The 23,749-nt window shown below is 54.5% G+C and carries 21 protein-coding genes and 4 tRNA genes; 17 read left to right on the forward strand and 8 right to left on the reverse strand.

Annotated features, from left to right (window positions below; genetic code table 11):
* From AC4IE8_RS02140 to AC4IE8_RS02155, 4 genes are all read right to left on the reverse strand, one after another.
* Positions 1–128: GTP-binding protein (locus AC4IE8_RS02140; protein ID WP_490790263.1), on the reverse strand; the 128-nt coding region annotated here is incomplete at its 3' end.
* A 66-nt stretch (positions 129–194) separates the two neighbouring features.
* Positions 195–270 (reverse strand) — tRNA-Thr (locus AC4IE8_RS02145).
* Positions 271–388: 118 nt separating this feature from the next.
* Positions 389–462, reverse strand: a tRNA-Gly gene (locus AC4IE8_RS02150).
* A 155-nt stretch (positions 463–617) separates the two neighbouring features.
* Positions 618–702: transfer RNA gene (locus tag AC4IE8_RS02155), tRNA-Tyr, on the reverse strand.
* Between the two features lie 333 nt (positions 703–1,035).
* On the opposite strand from AC4IE8_RS02155, the gene AC4IE8_RS02160 reads away from it, so the two are divergent.
* From AC4IE8_RS02160 to AC4IE8_RS02205, 10 genes are all read left to right on the forward strand, one after another.
* Positions 1,036–2,757: a tetratricopeptide repeat protein gene (locus tag AC4IE8_RS02160; protein ID WP_490790202.1), complete on the forward strand. Its 1,722-nt coding sequence runs from the start codon at positions 1,036–1,038 to the stop codon at positions 2,755–2,757.
* Between the two features lie 22 nt (positions 2,758–2,779).
* Positions 2,780–3,652: a 4-(cytidine 5'-diphospho)-2-C-methyl-D-erythritol kinase gene (gene ispE, locus AC4IE8_RS02165; RefSeq protein ID WP_490790203.1), complete on the forward strand. Its 873-nt coding sequence runs from the start codon at positions 2,780–2,782 to the stop codon at positions 3,650–3,652.
* A gap of 1 nt (position 3,653) precedes the next feature.
* Positions 3,654–3,728: transfer RNA gene (locus AC4IE8_RS02170), tRNA-Gln, on the forward strand.
* A gap of 54 nt (positions 3,729–3,782) precedes the next feature.
* On the forward strand, positions 3,783–4,721 hold the full coding sequence (locus tag AC4IE8_RS02175; RefSeq protein WP_490790264.1) for a ribose-phosphate diphosphokinase: 939 nt from the start codon (positions 3,783–3,785) through the stop codon (positions 4,719–4,721).
* A gap of 261 nt (positions 4,722–4,982) precedes the next feature.
* A complete protein-coding gene (locus AC4IE8_RS02180) occupies positions 4,983–5,615 on the forward strand; it encodes a 50S ribosomal protein L25/general stress protein Ctc (RefSeq protein ID WP_068989736.1) in 633 nt (210 codons plus the stop codon).
* Between the two features lie 59 nt (positions 5,616–5,674).
* A complete protein-coding gene (pth, locus tag AC4IE8_RS02185; RefSeq protein ID WP_490790204.1) occupies positions 5,675–6,259 on the forward strand; it encodes an aminoacyl-tRNA hydrolase in 585 nt (194 codons plus the stop codon).
* 245 nt (positions 6,260–6,504) lie between these two features.
* Positions 6,505–7,251 (forward strand): outer membrane lipoprotein-sorting protein, encoded by a 747-nt coding sequence (locus AC4IE8_RS02190; protein ID WP_068989733.1) that lies wholly within the window; start codon positions 6,505–6,507, stop codon positions 7,249–7,251.
* 49 nt (positions 7,252–7,300) lie between these two features.
* Positions 7,301–8,545, forward strand: a complete 1,245-nt coding sequence (locus AC4IE8_RS02195) for an ABC transporter permease (RefSeq protein WP_490790205.1) — start codon at positions 7,301–7,303, stop codon at positions 8,543–8,545.
* Complete coding sequence (locus AC4IE8_RS02200; protein WP_490790206.1) at positions 8,538–9,782, forward strand: ABC transporter permease; 1,245 nt, start codon at positions 8,538–8,540, stop codon at positions 9,780–9,782. Before AC4IE8_RS02195 ends, AC4IE8_RS02200 begins: the two co-directional genes overlap by 8 nt.
* Before the next feature lie 7 nt (positions 9,783–9,789).
* Positions 9,790–10,626, forward strand: a complete 837-nt coding sequence (locus AC4IE8_RS02205; RefSeq protein WP_490790207.1) for an ABC transporter ATP-binding protein — start codon at positions 9,790–9,792, stop codon at positions 10,624–10,626.
* 205 nt (positions 10,627–10,831) lie between these two features.
* Here AC4IE8_RS02205 and AC4IE8_RS02210 read toward each other — a convergent pair whose 3' ends face one another.
* From AC4IE8_RS02210 to AC4IE8_RS02220, 3 genes are all read right to left on the reverse strand, one after another.
* A complete protein-coding gene (locus AC4IE8_RS02210) occupies positions 10,832–13,594 on the reverse strand; it encodes an efflux RND transporter permease subunit (RefSeq protein WP_490790208.1) in 2,763 nt (920 codons plus the stop codon).
* Positions 13,595–13,682: 88 nt separating this feature from the next.
* Complete coding sequence (locus AC4IE8_RS02215) at positions 13,683–15,899, reverse strand: DUF1302 domain-containing protein (RefSeq protein WP_068989721.1); 2,217 nt, start codon at positions 15,897–15,899, stop codon at positions 13,683–13,685.
* 139 nt (positions 15,900–16,038) lie between these two features.
* Positions 16,039–17,016: an outer membrane lipoprotein-sorting protein gene (locus AC4IE8_RS02220; protein WP_068989720.1), complete on the reverse strand. Its 978-nt coding sequence runs from the start codon at positions 17,014–17,016 to the stop codon at positions 16,039–16,041.
* Between the two features lie 482 nt (positions 17,017–17,498).
* Here AC4IE8_RS02220 and hemA point away from each other — a divergent pair, with 482 nt between their 5' ends.
* The 7 genes from hemA to AC4IE8_RS02255 all read left to right on the forward strand — a co-directional run bounded on the left by hemA (position 17,499) and on the right by AC4IE8_RS02255 (position 23,048).
* Positions 17,499–18,767 carry a glutamyl-tRNA reductase gene (gene hemA / locus AC4IE8_RS02225; protein ID WP_068989717.1) on the forward strand — a complete coding sequence of 423 codons (1,269 nt, stop codon included), beginning with the start codon at positions 17,499–17,501 and terminating at the stop codon, positions 18,765–18,767.
* Positions 18,764–19,843, forward strand: coding sequence for a peptide chain release factor 1 (gene prfA / locus AC4IE8_RS02230; RefSeq protein WP_490790209.1), 1,080 nt, complete (start codon positions 18,764–18,766; stop codon positions 19,841–19,843). Before hemA ends, prfA begins: the two co-directional genes overlap by 4 nt.
* Positions 19,812–20,711, forward strand: a complete 900-nt coding sequence (gene prmC, locus AC4IE8_RS02235) for a peptide chain release factor N(5)-glutamine methyltransferase (RefSeq protein WP_490790210.1) — start codon at positions 19,812–19,814, stop codon at positions 20,709–20,711. The genes prfA and prmC overlap by 32 nt, the downstream gene beginning before the upstream one ends.
* Before the next feature lie 121 nt (positions 20,712–20,832).
* Entirely contained in the window at positions 20,833–21,243 is a 411-nt protein-coding gene (locus AC4IE8_RS02240; RefSeq protein ID WP_490790211.1) for a hypothetical protein, read from the forward strand.
* 52 nt (positions 21,244–21,295) lie between these two features.
* Positions 21,296–22,042, forward strand: a complete 747-nt coding sequence (locus AC4IE8_RS02245; protein ID WP_490790212.1) for a HesA/MoeB/ThiF family protein — start codon at positions 21,296–21,298, stop codon at positions 22,040–22,042.
* Positions 22,043–22,057: 15 nt separating this feature from the next.
* On the forward strand, positions 22,058–22,666 hold the full coding sequence (gene rrtA, locus AC4IE8_RS02250; protein ID WP_490790213.1) for a rhombosortase: 609 nt from the start codon (positions 22,058–22,060) through the stop codon (positions 22,664–22,666).
* A complete protein-coding gene (locus AC4IE8_RS02255) occupies positions 22,659–23,048 on the forward strand; it encodes a glutamyl-tRNA amidotransferase (protein ID WP_490790214.1) in 390 nt (129 codons plus the stop codon). The genes rrtA and AC4IE8_RS02255 overlap by 8 nt, the downstream gene beginning before the upstream one ends.
* A 25-nt stretch (positions 23,049–23,073) precedes the next feature.
* Here AC4IE8_RS02255 and AC4IE8_RS02260 read toward each other — a convergent pair whose 3' ends face one another.
* A complete protein-coding gene (locus AC4IE8_RS02260; RefSeq protein ID WP_068989693.1) occupies positions 23,074–23,670 on the reverse strand; it encodes a CAP domain-containing protein in 597 nt (198 codons plus the stop codon).
* Positions 23,671–23,749: the final 79 nt, after the last annotated feature.

The raw sequence follows: 23,749 nt of genomic DNA on the forward strand, positions 1-23,749 counted from the left end.
TCGCCACCGTACTTGGACGCCTGGACTGTTGTGATGGCCGCCGTCAGCGTGGTCTTGCCGTGGTCTACGTGACCAATCGTGCCCACATTGACATGCGGCTTTGTGCGTTCGAATTTTTCCTTGGACATGAGTGTTCTCCAGGTTCTCTATTGTATAAAGACAAATTCGCGCGCTTCCGCACGCCTTTCAATTATTGGAGCCCAGAAGCAGATTTGAACTGCCGACCTCACCCTTACCAAGGGTGTGCTCTACCAACTGAGCTATCTGGGCAAAAACTCTTTAACTGTCAGTCCCTTCCACCAATGGCCAGACTTCCAGCACACACAAACGACGACACTGCCTTACAGTACCGTCGCTCAACGCCAATCTTGAAATTGGCCTATTATATTGGAGCGGGTGATGGGAATCGAACCCACGTATTCAGCTTGGAAGGCTGAAGTTCTACCATTGAACTACACCCGCGTAGCCAAGCAACGCGTCGCTCACCAACAACCACGACCAATTTCCATCTTGGTGGAGAGGGTGGGTAGGATCTCTACCAACCTAAAACCTCCGGGCCAATGCGTCCCCCGCATTGTTTCCTAAGCCGCTCTACAGCGCCTCTTCTCATCAACATCTGGTGGAGGGGGGAGGATTCGAACCTCCGAAGGCTGAGCCGTCAGATTTACAGTCTGATCCCTTTGGCCACTCGGGAACCCCTCCTAACGAGAGCCGGGCATTCTGACGCCAAGCCTTGCCAAAGTCAACTAACATTTCAAAGATTTTTTTGTCTACTGAGAATACCAGTACTGAATTCAGGCTTACCACTGATGTTAATTGGATTGGTGTTAGTGTAGTGTCTCTTTCGGAGCCGTCTAAAATGCGGCTCGACTGGGCAATCGGAGAGCTGGCAATGGCATGGATCGTGATCCCCCTTTTGGCAGAATTTCCAGCCATTCCACTACAATAATAAAGTTAATATCTAAGATCCTGGGACAGAATCTGAAACAGCAAAATCGACCAAACCAAGGTACGACTAATTACACAGCAAACCGAATGAATAAAACCGCTACCCTTATTAGCCTGCTTCTCTTATCAGCCTGCGGCAGCAACCCAACACTCAAATCGCCTGAGCCGACCAGCCTGGACGGTAACGAACCAGTACCTGCTCAGAGCGGAAAAACGGCAGACGAACTCAGCACAGACCTGGTCTACCACACGCTTGCCAGTGAAATAGCCGCTCAACGTGGCGAACAATCGATGGCGTTCGACCACGCCTTGCAGGTTGCCCGGGAGTCGCGGGATCCCCTTTCAGCGGAACGGGCCACAAGTCTGGCACTGCAAGCCAATCAACCGGAAAATGCCTTGACAGCCGCCCGTCTCTGGATCGATGTCGACCCACAGGAGCTGAAGGCCTATCAAATCGCCGCCATAATCAACATCAGGGCAAACCAGCTGGATGAGGCGATCTCACATCTACAGCAGGTTATCAAGATAGCAAACCGCAATGGTCAATCCGGCTATGTACAGGCTGCCGCGATCGCTGAGAAATCGGGTTCCCCGGAGAAAGCACTGGCGTTGATGCAGCAGCTGGTACCTGAGGATACGGATTCCTCCTCGGCACTTTATGCCCTCGCCCTGGTTGCCAACCGGGCATCTCAACGCGCACTGGCCCTGGAATACACCGATCGATCCCTGAGTCTGGAGCCCAGCTCCACCCAGAGCCTGGTATTGAGAGCCCATACTCTGATTGCCATGAAAAAGGAGAAACAGGGTGTTGAATTTCTCCAGCAGTCGGTCGAGAAATATCCGAGTGACATCAAACTCAGACACGCCTACGCCAGAATTCTGCTCGAGATAAACCAGGTCGAAGCCTCCCTGCAGCAGTTTCTTGAACTCAATCAACAAGCCCCGGACAACACCGATTTCAGCTTCTCTCTGGGTATGATCTACATGCAACTTGATCAGTACGACAAGGCACAGCAGTATCTGTCAATCCTGACCAAGAGCCGGGCAAAAAGAAATGAAGCCAACTTCTATCTCGGGGCGATCGCTGAAGAGCAGGAAGCCTACGAACAGGCGTTGGACCGCTACAGCCGGGTGGAGGGAAAACACCTGGCCGACGCACAGGTGCGGATAGCCAAGATCCTCTCCGATCAAGGCAACCTGAAACAGGCCAGAGAGACCCTGCAGCGCCTGAGAGTGAATCAATCTCGCAATCAGCTGAAATTCTACATGATCGAAGCCGAACTGCTGCGTGAAGCCAGAGAGTACGCCACCGCCCATGAGGTCTACAGCAAGGCGCTCGAGCGGTTCAGCGACAACATCGACCTGCTCTATGCCAGGGGCCTCAATGCCGCAGACCTGAAACGGGTCGATCTGCTTGAACAGGACCTGGGTAAGATACTCGAGACCCACCCACAACATGCCGATGCACTGAACGCCCTCGGCTACACCCTGGCTGATCAGACTGACCGCCTGCAGGAGGCCAGGGAATACATTGCGCAGGCATTGGCTCTGAAGCCGGAAAGCCCGGCGGTACTCGACAGCATGGGTTGGGTTGAGTATCGCCTGGGTAATCTGCCGGCCGCTCTGGAGCACCTGGAGAAAGCCGCAGAGATCAGCAACGACGCTGAGATTGCTTCCCACCTGGGCGAAGTACTGTGGGTGATGGGAGAGCAGGAACGGGCCCTCGAAATCTGGAAGGCCGCTCTGGAGAGGGAACCCGACAACCGCTTCATCCGGCCTGCCATGTTGCGTTTGGGTGCTGAAAACTAGTCGTCAACCTAAGTTGTAAGCTGTGACCAGATCCCTTCAATCACCCTTGGAGATCCTCAGCTGTCCGGCACCGGCAAAGCTGAATCTGATGCTGCGCATTGTCGGCAGACGCGAGGATGGCTACCACGATCTGCAAACCGTATTTCAGTTCATCGACCGACAGGATCGGCTCGATTTCAAGTATCGCCAAGATGGCCAAATCGTCATCACCAATCCGCTACCCGAGGTTCCTGAGCAACAAAATCTCTGTTTTCGCGCGGCAAAGATGCTGCAACAGATCACGGGGACGGATTCAGGCGTGGAGCTGACCCTGCACAAAATCCTGCCGATGGGGGGCGGGCTCGGGGGAGGCAGCTCCGATGCCGCCACAACTCTGGTAGCCCTCAACCACTTGTGGGGGCTTGGTCTTGGCCAGGATCAGCTGATGCAGCTCGGCGGAACCCTGGGCGCCGATGTGCCGATCTTCATCCATGGCCAGGCAGCTTGGGCGGAAGGTGTGGGGGATAAAATGACTGACATTGAACTCCCGGAACCCTGGTTTTTGGTACTCAATCCAGCCTGCCACGTATCGACCGCCGAAATATTCGGACAACCTGATTTGACACGCAACTCCCCCAGGATCAAAATACGCGCCTTTCTAGAGGGTAACAGCCAAAATGACTGCCTAGCCGTGGTCAGAAGGCGCCACCCGGAAGTGGCGCAGGCGATGGATTGGCTTGGTCAGTATGCCGTTGCGCGACTGACCGGAACAGGGGCCTGCCTGTTCGCAGAATTCGCCGAACGGCGAGCGGCGAACGAGGTACTTGATCGGCTACCAAGCGATCTTACAGGGTTTGTTGCCCGGGGGCTTAACCGCTCCCCGCTACTGGATCAGTTCCAGCTGGAAAAGAGTTAATTGGGGCGTCGCCAAGCGGTAAGGCACTGGGTTTTGATCCCAGCATTCGTAGGTTCGAATCCTGCCGCCCCAGCCATTTCTCTGCAAACTATTTTCTCGACTGAGGATTAGCACCGTGCCATCCACTGCCATGACGGTCTTTTCGGGTAACGCCAACCCCTCTCTCACCGCCGGAATCGTGAGTCATCTCAACCTCCCCCTGGGTAAAATGCAGGTTGGCCGTTTCAGTGACGGGGAAGTGATGGCCGAGATACATGAGAATGTCCGCGGTCGGGATGTTTTCATTGTGCAATCCACCTCAGCACCGACCAATGAAAACCTGATGGAGCTGCTGGTGATGATCGATGCCATGCGCTGGTCTTCAGCCAATCGCATCACCGCCGTCATCCCCTATTTCGGTTACGCCCGTCAGGACCGCCGCCCCCGCTCCGCCAGAGTACCGATTACCGCCAGACTGGCGGCAAAGATGATTGCCACCGCCGGTGCCGACCGGGTACTGACGGTCGATCTCCATGCGGATCAGATTCAGGGCTTTTTCGACATCCCGGTGGACAATGTCTACGCCTCGCCGATCCTGCTCGGTGACGTCTGGCGCCAGAAGCACCCGGATATCGTGGTAGTCTCTCCCGATGTGGGGGGTGTGGTCAGAGCCCGGGCACTGGCAAAGCGTCTGGATGATGCCGAACTCGCCATCATCGACAAGCGTCGCCCGCAACCCAATGAGGCCAAGGTGATGAACATCATCGGCCACGTTGAGGGTCGCAGCTGCGTTCTCATCGATGATCTGGTGGATACCGCGGGCACTCTCTGCCAGGCAGCCAATGCACTGAAGGATCATGGTGCCGCCAAAGTGGTCGCCTACTGTACCCATCCGGTGCTTTCCGGCCCAGCGGTCACCAACCTCAGCAACTCCAAGCTTGATGAGCTGGTGGTCACCGATACAATCCCCCTGTCGGAAGACGCCAAACAGTGCGACGTGATCCGTCAGGTTTCAATCGCCGAACTGCTTGCCGAAACCGTGCGCCGGATCTCCAACGAGGAATCGGTAAGTTCCCTGTTTATCGACTAGCTCCGGCCATCTCACAATCCTGCCGCAAATGGACGCAAATCGCTGCTAAATTTCGCAAGTAGAGCCTGTAACTAGATCGGGTTTTGCGTTTTTGGGCAGTGAATTGCGCCCTTTGCGGCTCGAATGGCTGAGCAAACACCCCCAAAAGGCTGGAAATTCTGGCCAATCCTGATAGAATCGCGCGTCCGCTTGAATTCAGCGGTGGTGTCGCTTGGTCGCAAAGCGACATCCCTTTTGACCTAAACAGATACGGAGATAACCATGTCTGCAAATTTTGAAGTTAACGCCGAAGCACGGAGCGATACAGGGAAAGGTGCGAGCCGCCGCCTGCGTCGCGCCGGTCTGGTTCCGGGCATCGTCTATGGCGCGCACCAGGATCCAACCCCGATCACCGTTCTGCACAACGAGATCGCCCACTCACTGGAGAATGAAGGTTTCTACTCCAATCTGCTTGAGCTGAAACTGGGTGGCAAAAATCAGACCGTGGTGCTGAAGGATCTGCAGCGCCATCCGGCCAAACCATTCATCCTGCATGTGGACTTTCAGCGCGTACAGGCTGATGAGAAGATCAGACTGCACGTTCCGCTGCACTTCATCAACGAAGAAACCTGCCCGGGCATCAAGTCCGGCGGACAGGCCAGCCACGTAATGACCGATATGGAGATCAGCTGTCTGCCTAAAGACCTGCCAGAGTTCATCGAGATCGATCTGGGCAACCTTGAACTGGGTACCGTTCTGCATGCCTCAGAGATAACCCTGCCAGAGGGTGTAGACCTGATCACCCACGAGGGTAATGAAGATCCGATCGTAGTGACCATTCACGCCACCCACAAGGGTGAAGAGGATGAGCCTACTGAATCTTCTGATGAAGATGGTGAAGAGAGCGCTGAATAAAACCGCTCCCGAGGGAGGTGTAAGCCTCCCTCTTCACAACCACCCCACCCCCCCTATCCATGGCATCCCAACCCATCCGTCTTATTGCAGGTCTTGGAAACCCAGGCCCCGATTACGAACAAACCCGTCACAATGCCGGCTTCTGGCTGTTGGATAAGCTCGCCGAGCAACACCATCTCAGTTTTCGCACAGAGTCCAAACACCACGGCCAGGTCTGCAAACTGAATCTGCAGGGTGAAGAGGTGCGGCTGCTGAAACCAACCACCTATATGAACCGAAGCGGACAGGCGGTCGCCAGTCTGGCCAACTATTTTCGCATTGAACCCCAGGAGATCCTGGTGGTGCATGACGAACTGGATCTGGAGCCGGGACAGGCACGCCTGAAGACCGGTGGAGGTCATGCGGGACACAATGGCCTGAGGGACATCATGAGTGTTCTCGGCAAACGTGAGTTTCATCGCCTGCGTATCGGTATCGATCACCCGAATGACCGGGCTGCGGTGGTCAACTATGTGCTTGGCCGCCCTTCCAAAGAGCACAGAACATCCATCGATCAGGCGATCGACAAGGCGATCGACAGCCTGCCGATGATCGTCAAAGGTGATCTGCAGCTGGCCATGAACAGGCTGCACAGCAGCAGATAACCCCTAATCAAACCACCAGCCAGGCTTGAGCTAACAGAACACAACCCGCCTTACCCTTACCTGCCAGTTCATGCAACACTTCTTTACCTCTCGAATCACCTGAAATAATCCATATAAATTCAGTTAGTTATACCTATAAATACGACATTGACGAAAAGCCATCGGTCAGCCCTGCACTGGCTATATATTATGAAATGCTTATAATGAACTGAATCATTTCCTACTTTCAGAGTATGTTTTTCCCCATGGCACGACTGAGCAAGACAATTTGGCTGCTGATATTCATCGCCACAGGAAGCCTGGCAGATGACTCCTCAAAGCAGGCGCTTGAGCTGTTACAAAGATCAGAACTACTGATGCGTTCCAGCGGCACTCAGGCAGAGTACCGCATTGATATCGTGCGACCGGAGTGGCAGCGTACAATGACCTTTCGCAGCCACGACGACCGGGATAACAAGCGCTTCCGTATGGAGATTCTTTCCCCCAGAAAGACCAAGGGAACGGTATTTCTCAAGATCGACAACATCCTCTCCATGTATCTGCCAAAACTGCGCCGTCAGATCAATATCTCACCGGCCATGATGCAGGATCCATGGATGGGCTCGGACTTCAACAACCAGGATCTGCTCGACACCGATGCCATGATCGATGGCCATACCCATCAGATCATCGATCGCCAGGGTGAGGGAGAGATGGCAATCTACACCATACAATCGATCCCCGAGCCGGAAGCCACCGTGACCTGGAAAAAGCTGGTTCGGAAGATTCGCGGCGACGGTGTCCCTCTCGAAATGGCCTACCATTGCCGGAAACAGGTAAAACGCCTGATGGTATTCGACCAGATCGCAGAAATGGGTGGGCGTGTCATACCCACACGCTGGACCATGCAGCCCGATGACGGGGAGGGCAAGCGTACAGTCATCACCCTGGAGTCGATCCAATTCGACCTGGCCCTGGATTCCCAGCTCTTCACGCCGATGCAGGCAAAGTAGAATCCGGTTGAGCGGCTGTGGCCGACAATTAACCAAGATCAGGTTTTGGATGACCGACGCAAAATCACAGCTCACTGCCCACCTTGCCAGGGTTGCAATACGCAATCTGCTCGGCCATCCGAGACGCACCCTGCTGACCTCCGGCGCCATTGCCCTGGGACTCGCTTCATTGATTTTCCTATGGGGTTTCAATGAGGGGCTGCATCGCAACATGCTGGGTAACTTCCAGAATGCCATCATCGGTACCCTGCAGATACACCGGCAGGGATTTTTTCAGCAACCGGATCTCGCCCTGGCAATCGACAACCCGCAACAGATCAGTGAAGCCCTGGAACGGCAGGGTATTACAAGATACAGCCAACGCCTGGATACCTTTGGCCTGGCCGCATCGGACCATACCACCCAGGGGGTGATGCTGATCGGTATGGATCCGCTGAATGAACCCAAGGTCACCGAACTGGAGAGCAGAATCGGCATTGGACGCTTTCTCCAACCGGAGGAGAGCTACGCGCTGATTCTGGGCGCCACCACGGCAAACAACCTGCAGGTCCGGCTGGGTGATGAAGTGATCATGATCGGTTATGACCGCTACGGTGCCATGATTGCCGAATCCTTCACCCTGGTCGGTATCATCACCAGTGGTGAAATGGGTCTCGACAGCGGCATGGCGATCACCAGTCTGGCCACCCTGCAGGAGATGGTCGACCTGCATGGACAGGTCACCACCTTCGTCATCAAGGTGGATGAACAGGGGCTGCCTGATCTGGTGACCAGTCTGAAGGATGAACTGGCAGGCCAGCAGTTGGAGATCATGCCCTGGTACAGCATGTTTCCGGTGATGAAAGAGTGGGTAACCCTGCATAACGGCTTTCTCTATCTGTTTCTCGGCATCGTACTGTTCATCGTATTGGCGGGAGAGCTGAATACTCTGCTGCTCTCCATGCTGGACCGTACCCGGGAGTTCGGCATTCTGATGGCGATCGGCACAAGCCGTCGCCAGATCGCCTTTCTGATCGTGGTGGAAGCAGTGACGATCGGCATCATCGGTATCCTGCTCGGCACCCTGCTCGGCTCCCTGATCATTCTGCTGACCGGCACGATCGGTATCGACCTCTCCACACTGCTGGGGTCGACCTCCAGATTCTATGTCGACCCGCTGATCTACCCCCAATTGAAACTGGACCATCTGGGTATTACCGCCAGTGCCATTTTGCTGGCTTCGATCCTCTCCGGAATCTATCCGGCCTGGCGGGCCAGTCTGCTGCAGCCGGTGGAGGCGATCCGCAATGGTTAGCCGACTTGGCATTCTGACCTATGTAGCGCTGGCGGTACGCAATCTGATTCGTAACCGCCGGCGTACCATCATCACCCTGCTGACCATGATGTTCGGCATCGCCACCCTGACCCTGCTGAGTGCCCTCAACGATGGCTGGTTGAGTCAGATGAAAACCAATTTTATCCTCAGCTTCACCGGACACCTGCAGATCCATGCCAAGGGATTCGAGTCTTCTCAGAACCTGCGTAACAACATCGCCGATCCTGAGGCCATATCCCGCTTCATGGACACCTATCCGGAGATCATCGGCTGGACTCAGCGCATCCGCACCTCGGGCCTGGCCTCGGTCAGCGGCAGCAGCAGCGGGGTGCAGATTATGGCCACCGACCCGGAACAGGAGACCTGGGTAACCTCCATGGATCAGAGCGTCACATCCGGCGTGTGGCTGCGTCCGGGTATGAACAAGGATCTTCTGCTGGGCAAGACGGTGGCACAGAATCTCGGCGCCGGATTGTCAGACCGGGTAATCCTGATGACCCAGCGCCCCAGCGGCGAGATGGTCTCAGAGGTCTTCTATCTGCGGGGCATCATCGAGACCGGCGCGCCACAGATCGATCGCACCCTGGCGCTGATCTCACTGGATGCCGCCCAACAGTGGCTACAGATGGAGCAGGCGGTAACCGATATTGTGATCCGCGCCGATCATCACGATCAGACCGATACCCTCTATCGGCTGTTTGTCCAGCAGCTCTCCGAACAGGTCTACGAGATCATGCCCTGGCAGGAGCTCGATCCGATGGTCAGACAGTGGCTGGAGTTCAGTGATGCCTATGGTTTGATCATTCTGTTTGTGGTGATCCTGCTGGTACTCACGGAGATACTCAATACCATGCTGATCTCTCTGCACGAACGGCAGAAGGAGCTGGGTGTGATGATCGCCATCGGCACCCAACCCCATCGCATCTTTTTGATGCTGCTGTTTGAAGCGGTACTGCTGATATTTGTCGGTGCCGTACTGGGCTATCTCAGTGCATCACTGATTGTCATGCTACTCGCTGAGGGCGGCATCGATCTGACCGGTTATGCCAATGCCTTTGAATTTTTCTATATGGACCCGGTGATCCACCCCCAGCTGACCCGGGACTCAGCAATCAAAATTCTGCTGGCCACCCTGGTGGCGGCCTTGCTCTCAGGACTCTACCCGGCATGGAAAGCCACCCGCCTCTCTGTCAGTCAGGCACTACGAATCCAATAGGTGGCCCATGCCGGAAGCGAACCAATCAACCATCATCCAAACCCGGGACCTGCATAAATGCTATTGGGTCGGCACCATGCCCTACCCGGCGCTGCATGGTATCGATCTGCAGATTCGTAGCGGTGAATTTGCCGTGCTCGCCGGACGCTCAGGCTCGGGCAAGAGCACATTGCTGAATATCATTGGCGGCCTGGAGTCGGCCGACCGGGGCCAGGCTGAGGTCCTGGGCGAGGATATCCTCAAGATGGGGAACAGCCAACGCAGCAAGTTTCGACTGACAAATATCGGTTTTATCTTTCAGGCCTATAATCTAATTCGCGTGCTGAGCGCCCGGGAAAACGTAGCCTATGTATGCCAGCTGCAAGGCAAGAGCAAACAACAGAGTCTGGAGATCGCCAACCACTGGCTGCATGAAGTTGAGATTGGCCATCTGGGTTATCGTCGTCCCGACCAGCTATCTGGTGGCCAGCAACAGCGGGTTGCGGTGGCCAGGGCATTGGCAACTGAGCCGAAAATCATTCTGGCGGATGAGCCAACCGCCAACCTCGACAGCACCACCGGCAGACATCTGATTGAACTGATGCAGCGATTGAATCAAACTCTTGAGACCACATTTCTGATCTCCTCCCACGATCCGGACGTCAAGCAAGCCGCCAGTCGACTGATCAAATTGAGCGACGGTCAGATCGTCGACAGCTGGGATGAAATACCACAGCCGCCACGCTCACTCGAGGCAACCTGCCCACTTCGCAACCGCCCCTTTACCGAGCGTCTTCGCCACCTCTTCACGCCACGACGTAAAGCCAGGCAACAGAACAGGCAGCGGACCTCGAGACACAGCTAAACAGCACTGTCGACCCACAACCCGGCTACGCGTCATCAGGATAGACCCACTCACTATCCCGATCTGTCCATCAGGGTTCACTCAAACAGACTTGCACAAAGTCTAATCCAGCAGCACATTTTACGTTTTCTGTGGATAAAAAAAGCCGGCATAAATGCCGGCTCGAGGTCGTACTGAGCCGAAGCTCAGTTAACTTTTTTAGTTTTTATTGATATTCACCAAAAACAAATTTCGGCTTCAACCAGGCCACCAGCATCGGCAGAATGGTCAAGGCGGTCACCACATCGATCAGCAGAGCCTGACTGATGTAGATACCCAATCCCCAGGTGTTGGCCAGATCGGTGTTCAGCAGTGGGATGAAGCAGCCCAGTAGAACCACAACCGAAATGATCACCGCTGAGCCGGTGGTGTTGAGGGTATTGACCAACGCCTCCTGCCAGTTGCCGGCCGTCGCCTGCATCTCCTCCTTGAGCCTCGACATCATGTAGATGCCGTAGTCGATGCCCAATCCCATGGCGATACTCAGGGCCACTTGCAGATGAAAGGCCAGATTGCCCGACCAGTTCTGGATGCTGGTCATGTATCCACCCAGGCCATACTGGGCAAACAGGGTGATGAACAACAGCACCATCAGGATCACCGAAACGACCAGCGAACGGAAGATCAACGCCGCAATAACGAACACCGCTGCAGCTGTGAGCAGAGGCCCCGAGAGCCAGTTGTCCACGGCAACCTCCCGGGTTGCCTCCGTGGCGCCGAGGAAACCACCCAGCCCAGGTCTGACATAACCGGGACCGTCCACTGAGAGTTCGTTACTGTCGCCGGAAAGGTCGTCCACCGGACCGGAACGCAATCCGAAGTTGACCTTGCTGAAACCGGGGTCGTTCTTATGGTCTTCAATATACGCCTGGATATCCATGGTGACCTCGTGGGTCTCCACCGGATCCATGGTATTGATGAAGCCCATCACCACCCCTTCGTTCCAGTTCTTCATGACGAAGGAGTCCATATCCCCCTCTTCGGTCATGGTCTCCAAAAGACCATTGTAGAGCTGTACGATATCGTCACCGCCACGATCATCATCCGGATCGATCTCCTGCAGCTTCTTCGAGGTTGGAATATAGAGATCCTTGATGTCAGGCTGCTCTCCCGGCTCGGCGGTCAGCAACATATTCACCAGGCGGATATATTGGGCGTAGGAACCGGTGAAACCGATATGTTCATGGGAACGCATCCACTCCTCAAGGGCTTCAATGTCAGCCAACACATCGGCTTCGTTGAAGATTCCCTGGGCACCGCAGGGATCAGGATCCCAGCAGCCTAGCTCCTGTTTGGCCTTTTCACACTGGACGACCTTCTCCTGGGGATCCTCTATGTCATAGATCTCTTCCGGAAAATAGGTCTCCACACAGAGCTCGGACGTCGGCTCCTTACCGCGTATGGGTATGGATACCGAGATAACCCCCGGCATGATCTCATTCAGCCGTTCGATGTGCTGAATAGTGATCGATTTCTCTTTGAAGGCGGCGCGTGAATAGTTGATACCCTTCTCCACACCAGGCATCAGATCCTCACTGGTGCCATTCAGGATATCGGTCTCATAGACAGACCAGGCCATGATCGCCATCACGATACCGATCGGGATCAGCTTCCCGGGACCGGTCAACAGACCCGTAATAAAGCCACCAACCTTGGTCTCCCACTCATGCTCATGCCCCTCTTTCGTCTCACTGTGGCTGCAGGGAAAAGTCATCATCAACAGCGGGATCAGGGTGGTGGTGGTAAACAGCAGGGTCAACATGCCGAACATGCCGAAATAGGCGTAGGCCTTGTAGAACGAGATATCCACGGTTGCCAGGGTGGCGAAGCCGACCATGTCGGTGACAATCGACAGGGTTGCCGGAACGATGGTATGGGAGATGGCAGAGTGGGCGGCCGACTCACAATCCCCCGATGCCGCCTGCTCCTGCATGAAGCGCCGGGTTACCTGCACCGAGTGCCCGATACCGATGGCCAACAACAGCATCGGGGTCAATACCATCATGGTGGTCAGTTTGAAGGCTGAAAAGCCCATCAGTCCCAGGGTCAGGATGATGGTTGCACTGACACCGATAATCGGAAACAGGGAGCCTCGCCAATTGCGGAACTCAAACCAGAGCGCGGCAATGACGATGGCGAATGAGATAACGAACAGCCACCACTTATTGACCAGATCGGCCAGCATCCAGGCCAGAAAATAGGGCTCACCGGCCACCAGCACCTCGAATCGGTCATCCTCACTGTACTCATCCATCATGGCGCGAATGTCACGCACCCAGGGCAGATAGATCTCTTTTACCTCATCGGTATAGTCGCCGATGATGTAGAGGGATTTCGCCGTACAGTTCTTCTCATCCTTTTGCGAAAACTCACACTTGTTGCCTTCCGCATCCTCAAAACCGATCAGCATCGGACCGATCACCGGATTGTTTTCAATGCCCTCTTTCAAAAAGGCCAGTTGCTGTGCCGCCTTTTCCGGATCACTGCTGATGCCTTCGGTGGGGATCAGCCTTTTAAAGACCAGACCGTTCTCATCCGCCCCCATGTACTTGATCTTCTTCGCCGCAATATCGATGAAATTCGATTCACGGGCCGTAGGCAGGTTGACCAGTCGATCGTGGATCTCCTGCACCTTGTTGACGAACCAGTTCTTGTAGACATCCCCTTCATTGATTCGCAGGGTGAAGACCATCAGGTTACCCATGCCGAAATTGTGTTCCGCATAGAGATTGGTCGCGACATAGCGGTTGCTCGGCGGTAACAGGGTATCCGGATCGTTGCGCATATCCAGATTCTTGATCTGCAGGGCGGCAAGGATTGTCACCACCAGCAGGATCATCATCAATGGCCAGCGAAACTTGATGACAAAATCCGCATAGCCTTCTGCCCAGGCGTTATTGGTTTGTTGTTTTGCTGTAGAGCCGCTCATGGCTCACTACTCCTAGAATTCGCTGTGAGTCGGCCGCCGCCTGGAATAATCCAGGTGACGGCCGTAGGGTTTTACTGCCAGTCAGGGATCACTCAATGATCCATTTCAGACCCACCTGGAAGTTTGATGAGTCTCTGAACTGACCGAAGGTCGTATTCTCTTCACCCCAGTAGTTGTTCCACTCCACGGAAGCCAACAGGGTATCGGTGAAGGTGTACTCGACATCGAAGCGATTCCATTTGCCGCCACCCTCTTCGTAGATGAAGATGTTGTTCCAGCGATGCTCCTGAGACTCGCCGAAGGGCTTGGAAAGAAAGATCGAGTAGAACTCCTTATCCTCATACCCCTTGTTGAGGCCATTGGTCAGACTCATGGTAGCGAAATCCGCCGTGTAGCGACTGCAATCCATGGTCACGCCGGTCTGGGTGCGACAGGTATCCGACTCCTCGACAAAATCCAGATTGCGGAACTGAATGAACTGGCCGCTGATCAACAGGTTGGTTGCCACGGTGATATCGGCACCCAGCACATACTTGAAGTAGTCCGCATCTTCCATCTTGAGCGCATTGGTCAGATCACCGATGCTCAACAGGAATTTATCGATAACCGGTTGTTTCTCACCTTCGTCATAGAGAAACTCACCTCTGAGTACCAGCGGTATATCTCCGGCTTCGAGGGCGTAGTCAAACGAGGTACCGAGACTATTGACCCGATGCAACTGCTCTGTGAAGCGCAGGGTCGGAGCACCGGTACCCATCGCAATCGCATCGTTGAACGGATTGCCGTCAGCCAGTGCCGGCAGCACACCACTTGGATCGAGGGCACCAGAGTAGTTACCCGCCGCATCGTGTACCAAGATGGTAGTGGCGTTACCCATATCCCAGTTTGCCCTGGCTTCATCCCGGCTCAGGCTGGTGGCCACATCCGGTACGAAGGTGTCATCCTGTTGTGGACCAGCGGTACCATTGGTATCGAAGAACAGAGTCGGTGCACGCTGCACAATCAACTCATCACCATTGGCATCACGCCAACTCAGATCGATATTCGGGTTACCGCTGTAGTGGTAGAAGTAGTTGACGGACCAGTTCAAACCACCATCGGTTGAGTTCCTAAAGCGAAAACCGCCATTCACATCACTGTCATCCGGGTAGTCTTTGACCCACTCGGATTCGAATCCAGTCAGACCGCCACCGGCGGTAAAACTGGTAAAGGTGTTGAAGGTGGCAAAGGTTGCATTTGCCATATATTCGAAGGCTGAAGAGGCCTCATCCGGTTGCCAGGTCACCTCCGTCGGTGAGAGCGGCGTCAAACCGGTGATCGGCATCAGGTTGGTCTCACCAAAGTTACCATTGGGATCGCTAACACCGGGAGGAAATCCGGGCTGACCGGTAAATCCGAACTGAGTGAAGGCATTAAGCAACAGCCAACCGGGCGCGGCAGCCGGATCGGTCGGTACGGTGGGATTGAGTAGGCCAGGTGTGGTCGAAGCATCCCAGAAGTTGCCGGCGAAACCATCCACAGTCAGACCTGCAAACAGATTCAGACCCAGGGGCAGCGCCATGCCACCGGTGAAGCCACCCCCCATCGCCGCACCGTTGAAGGTGGCCGCCACATTACTCAATGCCGGGGCGATGTTATAGAAACCGTTTACCTGGCCACTGATCGTCTCCACCCCTTTCATGAGGAAGGGATGCCCGGCGTCACCATCGCCGTTGAGGCCCGGGATCTTGTTCTCTTCAACCTGAGAGACAATCAACTGAATGTTGCTGTTGTCGCCGATGTTACGTTCCGCATTGATCATCCAGATCGGAATACGGGAATCCTCCATGGCATTCTGATTGAGCTCGCGAAAATCGGTGGGATTGATGATATCCAACAGCTTGATGCCGTCAGCGGTTCCCCACACCACCTGCTGCTTACCAACACGCAGATCCCAGTCGAACACGGTGGTATCGAAATAGAGCTCGCGAAGGTAGTCGTGCTGGGTATAGAGCCGGTGACCCTTATAGTCGTCGTTCACGCCCTCGGAATCGTAGATCAGGTTCAAGTCGGCGTGCCAGGTAATGTTATCGCCGACATAACCGTTCAAGAACAGACGCGCTGAGTTTTCGAACTTCAGCAGGTCCCCTTTGTCATGGCCCTCCATATCCAGCATGCTGTCTGCTTTGCCGGTGACCTGACCGTCTCTGGTGAAGACTGATGTCTCATTTTTCAAGTATCCGCTGTACTCTATTTCAGCAACGGCCGCACCGGGCACGAGCATGGCGAGTAGAATCGACTGATACAACTTACTGCGATTGAACATGAAAGAATCCTCCCGAATTCACTACAGCAAAGCCCCAGGGTAAGAGCATCGCGCAATGATGGTATTTGCCGACTGCTTGCGAGTCAGTACGATTAAAGTGGAAACACCCGGACGATGCCGGGTGTTTCAATTTTTGTTGTTAGCGTTTTATTTTTCTCAGGGTCTTCTCTGACCAGTAATCCGATTTCCAATCTTGGTTGTATTGAACGATCTCCTTTGGAATCACCGCCCAGGTCTCATGACCTGACTCAAGGGTCTTTCCATACCAATATCCCCAATATTGGGCGCGTGGATCATCCTGCCCCAGAGTGCGCCAATCCCGATCGATCACTTTGACCTGCTTGTCCCCTTTAAAATACTCCGTACGGTAGTCAGCGAAGGTCTTGCTATCCACATAACTGATGCGATAGTCATACCACCAGTTTTCCCGTTTGGTGGAACTTTTCAGCTTATAGACCTCTTTGCCTTTGTGATCACAAGCGGCATCCGGTGGGTTGGGCAGATATTTATTTTTCGATTCGGCCTTGGCGATTGCCCCGAGGCAATCGTTGAAGGTATCAGTACCTAACAGCTCATGGGTCTCATCCTTGGGTTTTCTCAGGGTTACGTCACCAAAGGTGAAGTCGGTACCACCCCAGGCATCATCATGGGCAGGCTGGGCAAAACGTCTGATTTTCCTGAGCGCCGGTAACCAGATGGAATAGGATTGACTCTTGTTGTCATCGACATAATCGGTAATCAGCATACCGGTGCCTTTCAGCTTGCCGGAACGGAAGATCGCGATGTCCTGAGCATTGGTGGCACTTTCACCATAATCATTGTTGAGATAACGCTCAACCGTGATGGTAGTGGGTTTGCTACCGGCTGATTTATTGACAATCACTGTGATCTTGCCCGGGATTGCCCGATTACTCTTCTTCGGATCTTTGTTGTTATTGGTGATACCGAAATTCTTCAATGCATAGAAGTGGTTGACGAAGTAGACCTGGTCGGCAAGCTCATCAGCACTTGGTGTACCGGAGGGTAGCGGTAGATCCTTGGCTACCCCGGCAAAAATGGAACTGGAAAACAACAAACCGGCAGTGGCCATTGCGTAGACTTGGGTACGCATCTGCATACTGAATCCTCCTGGTGTTGAGCGGTATTTGTTGAGCTCAACCGCCCTATTATTAAAATTTTAAGTATTTCTTATGAGCGACAGTTAATGTAACTTCTCTATTAATAACAGAGTTACCGGCTGTTTAGCAATCCGGGTTATCCACAACACCGGCAGCAGATAGCACCTGTATCGCAAAATTGCGTTCCAGCCAAGCCATAGCAGGAATCGCATTTAAACAGTCCATGACAGCATGGACCCTGATTCTTAAGGTTTGCTTACGCTTATCAGGGTAATCAATAACCCCGATTTAAGGCAGGTATTTGAGAGTAATTATCGATCATTTAGCGATAAAAAATGATTTTTTCCGGAAACACCGCTTATCACCGCCTCAATCCGAGACGAAATAAACGACCGTTTCACAGCGAACACGCGATTTAAGCTTGAATTTAACCCCTTGATATAACAAAATTTCCAATCCTGTTGGCTGCGTACCCGCTCAGATGTCGATACTTGCACTCGGACTCAATCACAAAACCGCCCCGGTAGAAATCCGGGAAAAGGTCACCTTTGGTCCCGATATCATTGCTGGCGCCCTGCGCAGTCTGCAAGAAAATCCGGCAGTCAAAGAGACCGTGATTCTCTCCACCTGTAACCGCACAGAGGTCTATTGCATCCTCAATGAAGAGGACCACGAACCCCTGGCTGACTGGATCAGCCGTTTTCACGGCCTGCCCAGCGACCGGGTGATGCCCTATCTGTACAGCCATTTCGGACTGGATGCCGTAAAACACCTGCTGCGCGTCTCCTGCGGTCTGGATTCCCTGGTACTCGGGGAGCCACAGATTCTGGGGCAGGTTAAGGCGGCCTACCAGACGGCAACCGACACCGGCACCACCGGCAAACTGCTCTATAAACTCTTTCAACACGCCTTCTCAGCGGCAAAACAGATCCGCACCGACACCAACATCGGTAACAGTCCGGTCTCGGTGGCCTTTGCCGCCGTCAGCCTGGCAAAACAGATCTTCAGTGACCTTTCGGAACAGACCGCACTGCTGATCGGCGCCGGTGAAACCGTGGAGCTGGCGGCCCGGCATCTGAGCCAGAACGGTATCGGACGCATCATCGTGGCAAACCGAACGGTGGAAAGGGCACATCAACTGGCGGCGCAATTTGAGGGCTATGCCATCGCCCTGACGGAAATCAGCAACCATCTGGCTGAGGCGGACATCGTCATCTCCTCCACCGCCAGCCCGCTTCCGGTGCTCGGCAAAGGAACGGTGGAGAGCGCTTTGAAAGAGCGCAAACACAGACCCATCTTCATGGTGGATATCGCCGTTCCCCGGGACATCGAGCCCGAAGTGGCTGATCTCAGCGATATTTATCTCTATACCGTGGACGATATGGATGAGGTCATCCAGGAGAACATGCGCTCACGGGAAGAGGCGGCCGAACAGGCAGAAGAGATCATCGAACACTATGTGGACGACTACATGGGCTGGCTGCGCTCGCTGGATGCGGTGGAGCTGATCCAGGACTATCGCGGCTGTGCAGAACAGTTGCGTGACGAAGTGATGCAGAAGGCACTGCAGCAACTTGCAAAGGGCAAATCCCCGGAAGAGGCGATCCGCTTCATTGCCCACACCCTGACCAACAAACTTTTACATACTCCCAGCACTCAGATGCGCCAGGCCGGATTCAATGGCCAGATTGAGTTGCTGGAAGCCGCCAACACCCTTTTCCAAATCAAAAAAACAGACAATAAAACATGAAGCCCTCACTGCGCGGCAAGCTGGATCAGATCGCCGAACGCTTCGAAGAGATCACCGCATTAATGGCGGATCCGGATATCCAAAGTGACCAGAACCAGTTCCGCGACCTGGGACGGGAGTATGCCCAGCTGGAACCCGTGGTCCTGGCATTCAGGGAATACTCCGCCGCTGAAGATGATATCGAGGCGGCAAAAGAGATGATCTCAGATCCGGAAATGGCCGAGCTTGCCAAAGAGGAGCTGAGTCATGCAGAAGAGGCCAGGGAGCGCCTGGAGCCTGAGCTGCAATTGCTACTGATTCCGGCCGATCCGAATGATCAGCGCAATGTCTTTCTCGAGATCAGGGCAGGCACCGGTGGCGCCGAAGCCGCCCTGTTCGCCAGTGACCTCCATCGGATGTACCTTCGCTATGCGGAGTCACAGAAGTGGCAGACCGAAACCATCAGCGAAAGCCTGGGTGAGCATGGGGGCTACAAAGAGGTGGTCTGTCGGATCAGTGGTAATGCGGTCTACTCCCGACTGAAATTCGAATCGGGCACCCATCGGGTACAGCGCATACCCGAAACCGAGTCCCAGGGACGCATTCACACCTCAGCCTGCACCGTGGCGATACTGCCGGAAGTTGAGGAGGTGGATGATGTGGAGATCAACAATAACGACCTGCGTATCGACACCTATCGTGCCTCAGGGGCCGGCGGACAGCATGTCAACAAGACCGATTCTGCGGTCCGCATCACCCACCTGCCCAGCGGTATCGTGGTTGAGTGTCAGGACGAACGCTCGCAGCATAAAAACAAGGCACGGGCGATGTCCCTGCTACAGGCCAAGCTGCTCTCCCAGGCGCAACAGAAGATCGCCACAGAGCAGGCCAGCGCCCGTAAACTGCAGGTCGGCAGTGGCGATCGATCGGAACGCATCCGCACCTACAATTTTCCACAAAACCGCCTGACTGACCACCGCATCAATCTAACCCTCTATAAACTCGATGAGGTGATGACCGGCACGCTGGATCAAGTGGTGGAACCTCTGCTGCGGGAGCATCAGCTTGAAGAGTTGGCCGCTATGGGCGAAGCCTGAAGTTAGCGGGCATCCCATGCCGACCCTCAAACAGGCCCTGCTGGCAGCACAACAATCCCTCAATGGCATCGCTGACAATCCCGACCTGGAAGCGGCCATGCTGCTGTGTCACCTGCTGGATAAGCCGAAGAGCCATCTCTACGCCTGGCCCGAGGCGATGTTGAGTGAATCCCAACAACAGCGCTATCAACAGCTGATCGAGCAGAGGCAGCAGGGTACGCCCATTGCCTATATCCTGCAGCAACGGGAGTTCTGGTCTCTGTCACTACGGGTGACACCGGACACCCTGATTCCAAGGGCCGAGAGCGAACTGCTGGTTGAACGGGCACTCCACCATCTGCAGAGTTGCCATAACCCGATTGCAGCCGATCTGGGCACCGGTAGTGGCGCCATTGCCCTGGCACTGGCCAGCGAACGCCCGGACGCCAGAGTGGCCGCCACCGATCTGCACCAGGCCGCGCTCAGCATCGCCAAGGAAAACGCCCAACGACTGGGTTTACAAAATCTGGCTTTCCATGCCGGTGACTGGTGCGATGCACTACCCGAGGATGAACGCTTTGATGTGATCCTCAGCAATCCGCCCTATATAGAATCGGCCGACCCCCATCTCACACAGGGGGATCTGCCCTATGAACCCCATAGTGCCCTGGTCTCTGGAGAGGATGGATTGGATGATATCCGAACCATCATCAAACAGGCCCCAACCAGGCTGAAACGGAATGGCTGGCTGATACTCGAACATGGATACAATCAGGCAGATGCTGTACGCCGGCTGATGCAGTCTGCCGGAATGAACGGGATATCGAGTCATACAGATCTTGCCGGACAACCCAGAGTGACCGAAGGCTACTGCTCATGTATCTTTTAAAATCTGCGGTTTGAGTAACTGTTTTCAATGCTGACCCGATCCTACGACCGGCCGACTCGGGGCACTTCAGAGAATTCTAAATTGCTTGATTATTTTATCGCTTTCGCTAGGATTGGAGGCTATGGGTGATCCCCCACACGACTTGGTGAAACACCGGGACATTCACTTTGTCGATCTCCACCCGGACCCTAATCAGGCCGGTACAGCGTCAAGCTTACTGGCGGATGTGTCAGGTATTATTAAAACAAATCCTGTCTCCCCCACCCTGTTGCAGATTCAATATGAACTGATGGAGGTCTCATTGGAGCAGATCGAGACTGGCCTGACGGCAATGGGACTGCACATCGACAACCGTCTGCTCTATCGCCTCAAAAGAGCCCTCTACTACTATACGGAAGATACCGAGCGCGCCAACCTGGGATGCAACCGAAGCGACTCGAAATGCACCCGTACGATCTTTGCAGACCGCTATCAACGGATGAATCATCAACTCCGGGATCAACGCCCGGAACATTGGCGAAAGTATCTCTGAAACCACACAATGACCGGTTACCGGTCGATCCACTTGTTCAGGCCCTGACTCTATGAATGACGATCAACTGCTGCGCTACAGTCGACAGATAATGTTGCCCTCCATCGAAATTGAGGGGCAGCAACGGCTGCTTGATTCGCGGGCTCTGATCATCGGTCTGGGCGGTCTGGGCTCACCCGCTGCGATGTATCTTGCCGCGGCCGGGGTGGGCACTCTCCATCTGCTCGATTTCGACCGGGTGGACCTGACCAATCTGCAACGCCAGATCATCCATACTACGGATCGCATCGATCAGCTTAAGGTTGAATCGGCCAGACAGACACTGCAAGCGATCAATCCCGAAATCCGGGTAGAGACCACAGCAGAAAAGCTGGATCAGGATCAGCTCAACGAACTGGTGAAGCAGGCAGATGTGGTGCTCGACGGCACGGATAACTTTGCCACCCGTTTTGCCATTAACAAAGCCTGTCATCTGCATCAGACCCCGCTGGTATCAGCCGCAGCGATTCGCATGGAGGGACAGGTGAGTGTTTTCAGCGGCAAACCCGACACTCCCTGTTACCACTGCCTCTATCCGGATGAGGGCGGGATGGATGAGAGCTGCTCCGCGAACGGGGTTCTGGCGCCATTGGTTGGAATCATCGGCAGCATCCAGGCGACTGAAGCGATCAAGGTACTGACCGGTGCGGGTAACGCACTTGAAGGCAGGCTACTGTTACTCGATGCGCTGCAGATGGAGTGGCGCAGCTTGAAACTGAAACAGGATCCGGGCTGCCCGGTCTGCAGTAAACAGGGCTGACCTCCGGATCGACCATTGGATAGATCAGCCAGCTTCAAATTCCCCCTGACACACACCATCTGTCCGCTCGCAGTCACCCTGGTCTGCCTGCTGCTCTCCCTTGCCACAGAGAGCGTATCGGGATGGCTTGAATACCATCGCACCCAACTCGTGAACGGGGAGATATGGCGGCTGATCACGGCACATTTGGTCCATCTTGGTTGGGGCCATCTGACCATGAACCTGCTCGGTTTATGGATGATATGGGCACTGCTGATGAACAATCTTCCCTGGCAACGCTGCGGCCTGATACTGTTGCTCATCACCCTCATCACCTCAGCGGCACTTTGGTTTTTCAGTCCGCAACTGGTTTGGTACCGAGGCCTCTCCGGAGTCCTCCACGGACTATTGATCTGGGGCCTGCTTGAGCGACTGAAACAGGAGCCTCTACTCTCTGTGAGTCTGCTGCTCGCGGTGATTGGGAAAATTGCCTGGGAGCAGTGGCAGGGGCCTTTACCAGGCAGTGAATCGATGGCGGATGGGCCGGTTGTTGTCGCATCCCATCTCTACGGCGCTTTGAGTGGTATGCTTGTCTGGCTGATCGGCAGCATACGCTTCGCAACTAATAGGAAAACCAGTGATTAGGCGAGCCATTTTTATAACCCTGCTGCTTACCCTTGCAGCCTGCCAGAACACTCAGGATATTGATTTGAACCAGCTCGATCCGGTGGAGAGAAAAAGTGTCGAGTCGTTAGTCTGGCTCAACGACGCCAATGTGGAGCGGGATGTTCAGACAGCCTTGGATAAACGGGACAAGCGACTGCTTGGCATGATGGGGCGGGGCACCGACCTGCCGGGTGTACCGGCGGAATTGACCAGTAGGGCCAAAACAGTCTGTGGCATCCGTTATGTGGAGGGGTCCACAGATGTGGTGCGGGGCGAGGTTCATCTGCAGTTGTTACAGCGGGCCTATGATTATGCAGCGGCGTACAATCAGGCGATGCTAAAACATTGTATCGAAAAGTAGATTGCAAGCCGTCGCGTACAGCTGATCAGCGAGTTCCAAATACCTGGGTCCAGTAATTGTAGTAATGGGCCTGATCCGTATCGATCACCGCTGCTCCGAACTCACGAAATTTCGGATCCATGATATTGCTGCAATGGGTAGGGCTCGATAACAGATTCGCCATCACCGCTTCATTGTCCGGATAGCCTGCAGCAATGTTCTCTCCAACAGCCCGCCACTCATAACCGGAGCGGCTAACCCGCATGCCAACCGTAGATCCATCAGAACCCTGGTGGTCAAAAAAATCATAATCGATCATATCCTGAGAATGAACCACTGCGGCAGCATGTAACCGGCAATTCCATCGCAACGGTGGAGCGGTCTGGTGGAGTTCACCACCACAATTGCGCTGTCTGGCTCTGGCCCGATTAACCAGTTGCAACATCTCCTGTTGATAAGGAGGGGCTTCACAGGGCTCTGCGGCCTGTACAAGATCTTCGGTTAACCGATCGGCTTCATTTTCCGGCCCCAACACTTCTCTCGTTTCATAGGACCTGGCAACCCTGCCGGTAAGCAGTAACTCAGCCCGCACCGGGATCGAATCCTGTGGGGAGTAAACAGCAAACCTTGTTTGATGATTCATGTCGCCATTACCAGTGTATAGCAACTGATAGGATACGTCTGAAATACCGATCAAAACGGCCGGTAATAGTAGATAATTT

Source organism: Candidatus Thiodiazotropha sp. AKAK2, assembly GCF_058244685.1.

Excerpts from the sequence above, each read along its gene's own strand:
- AC4IE8_RS02160 (WP_490790202.1), top strand. The coding sequence starts at position 1,036 with ATGAATAAAACCGCTACCCTTATTAGCCTGCTTCTCTTATCAGCCTGC.
- AC4IE8_RS02175 (WP_490790264.1), top strand. The coding sequence starts at position 3,783 with ATGACGGTCTTTTCGGGTAACGCCAACCCCTCTCTCACCGCCGGAATC.
- AC4IE8_RS02180 (WP_068989736.1), top strand. The coding sequence starts at position 4,983 with ATGTCTGCAAATTTTGAAGTTAACGCCGAAGCACGGAGCGATACAGGG.
- pth (WP_490790204.1), top strand. The coding sequence starts at position 5,675 with ATGGCATCCCAACCCATCCGTCTTATTGCAGGTCTTGGAAACCCAGGC.
- AC4IE8_RS02190 (WP_068989733.1), top strand. The coding sequence starts at position 6,505 with ATGGCACGACTGAGCAAGACAATTTGGCTGCTGATATTCATCGCCACA.
- AC4IE8_RS02195 (WP_490790205.1), top strand. The coding sequence starts at position 7,301 with ATGACCGACGCAAAATCACAGCTCACTGCCCACCTTGCCAGGGTTGCA.
- AC4IE8_RS02200 (WP_490790206.1), top strand. The coding sequence starts at position 8,538 with ATGGTTAGCCGACTTGGCATTCTGACCTATGTAGCGCTGGCGGTACGC.
- AC4IE8_RS02205 (WP_490790207.1), top strand. The coding sequence starts at position 9,790 with ATGCCGGAAGCGAACCAATCAACCATCATCCAAACCCGGGACCTGCAT.
- AC4IE8_RS02210 (WP_490790208.1), bottom strand. The coding sequence starts at position 13,594 with ATGAGCGGCTCTACAGCAAAACAACAAACCAATAACGCCTGGGCAGAA.
- AC4IE8_RS02215 (WP_068989721.1), bottom strand. The coding sequence starts at position 15,899 with ATGTTCAATCGCAGTAAGTTGTATCAGTCGATTCTACTCGCCATGCTC.
- AC4IE8_RS02220 (WP_068989720.1), bottom strand. The coding sequence starts at position 17,016 with ATGCAGATGCGTACCCAAGTCTACGCAATGGCCACTGCCGGTTTGTTG.
- hemA (WP_068989717.1), top strand. The coding sequence starts at position 17,499 with ATGTCGATACTTGCACTCGGACTCAATCACAAAACCGCCCCGGTAGAA.
- prfA (WP_490790209.1), top strand. The coding sequence starts at position 18,764 with ATGAAGCCCTCACTGCGCGGCAAGCTGGATCAGATCGCCGAACGCTTC.
- AC4IE8_RS02240 (WP_490790211.1), top strand. The coding sequence starts at position 20,833 with ATGGGTGATCCCCCACACGACTTGGTGAAACACCGGGACATTCACTTT.
- AC4IE8_RS02245 (WP_490790212.1), top strand. The coding sequence starts at position 21,296 with ATGAATGACGATCAACTGCTGCGCTACAGTCGACAGATAATGTTGCCC.
- AC4IE8_RS02260 (WP_068989693.1), bottom strand. The coding sequence starts at position 23,670 with ATGAATCATCAAACAAGGTTTGCTGTTTACTCCCCACAGGATTCGATC.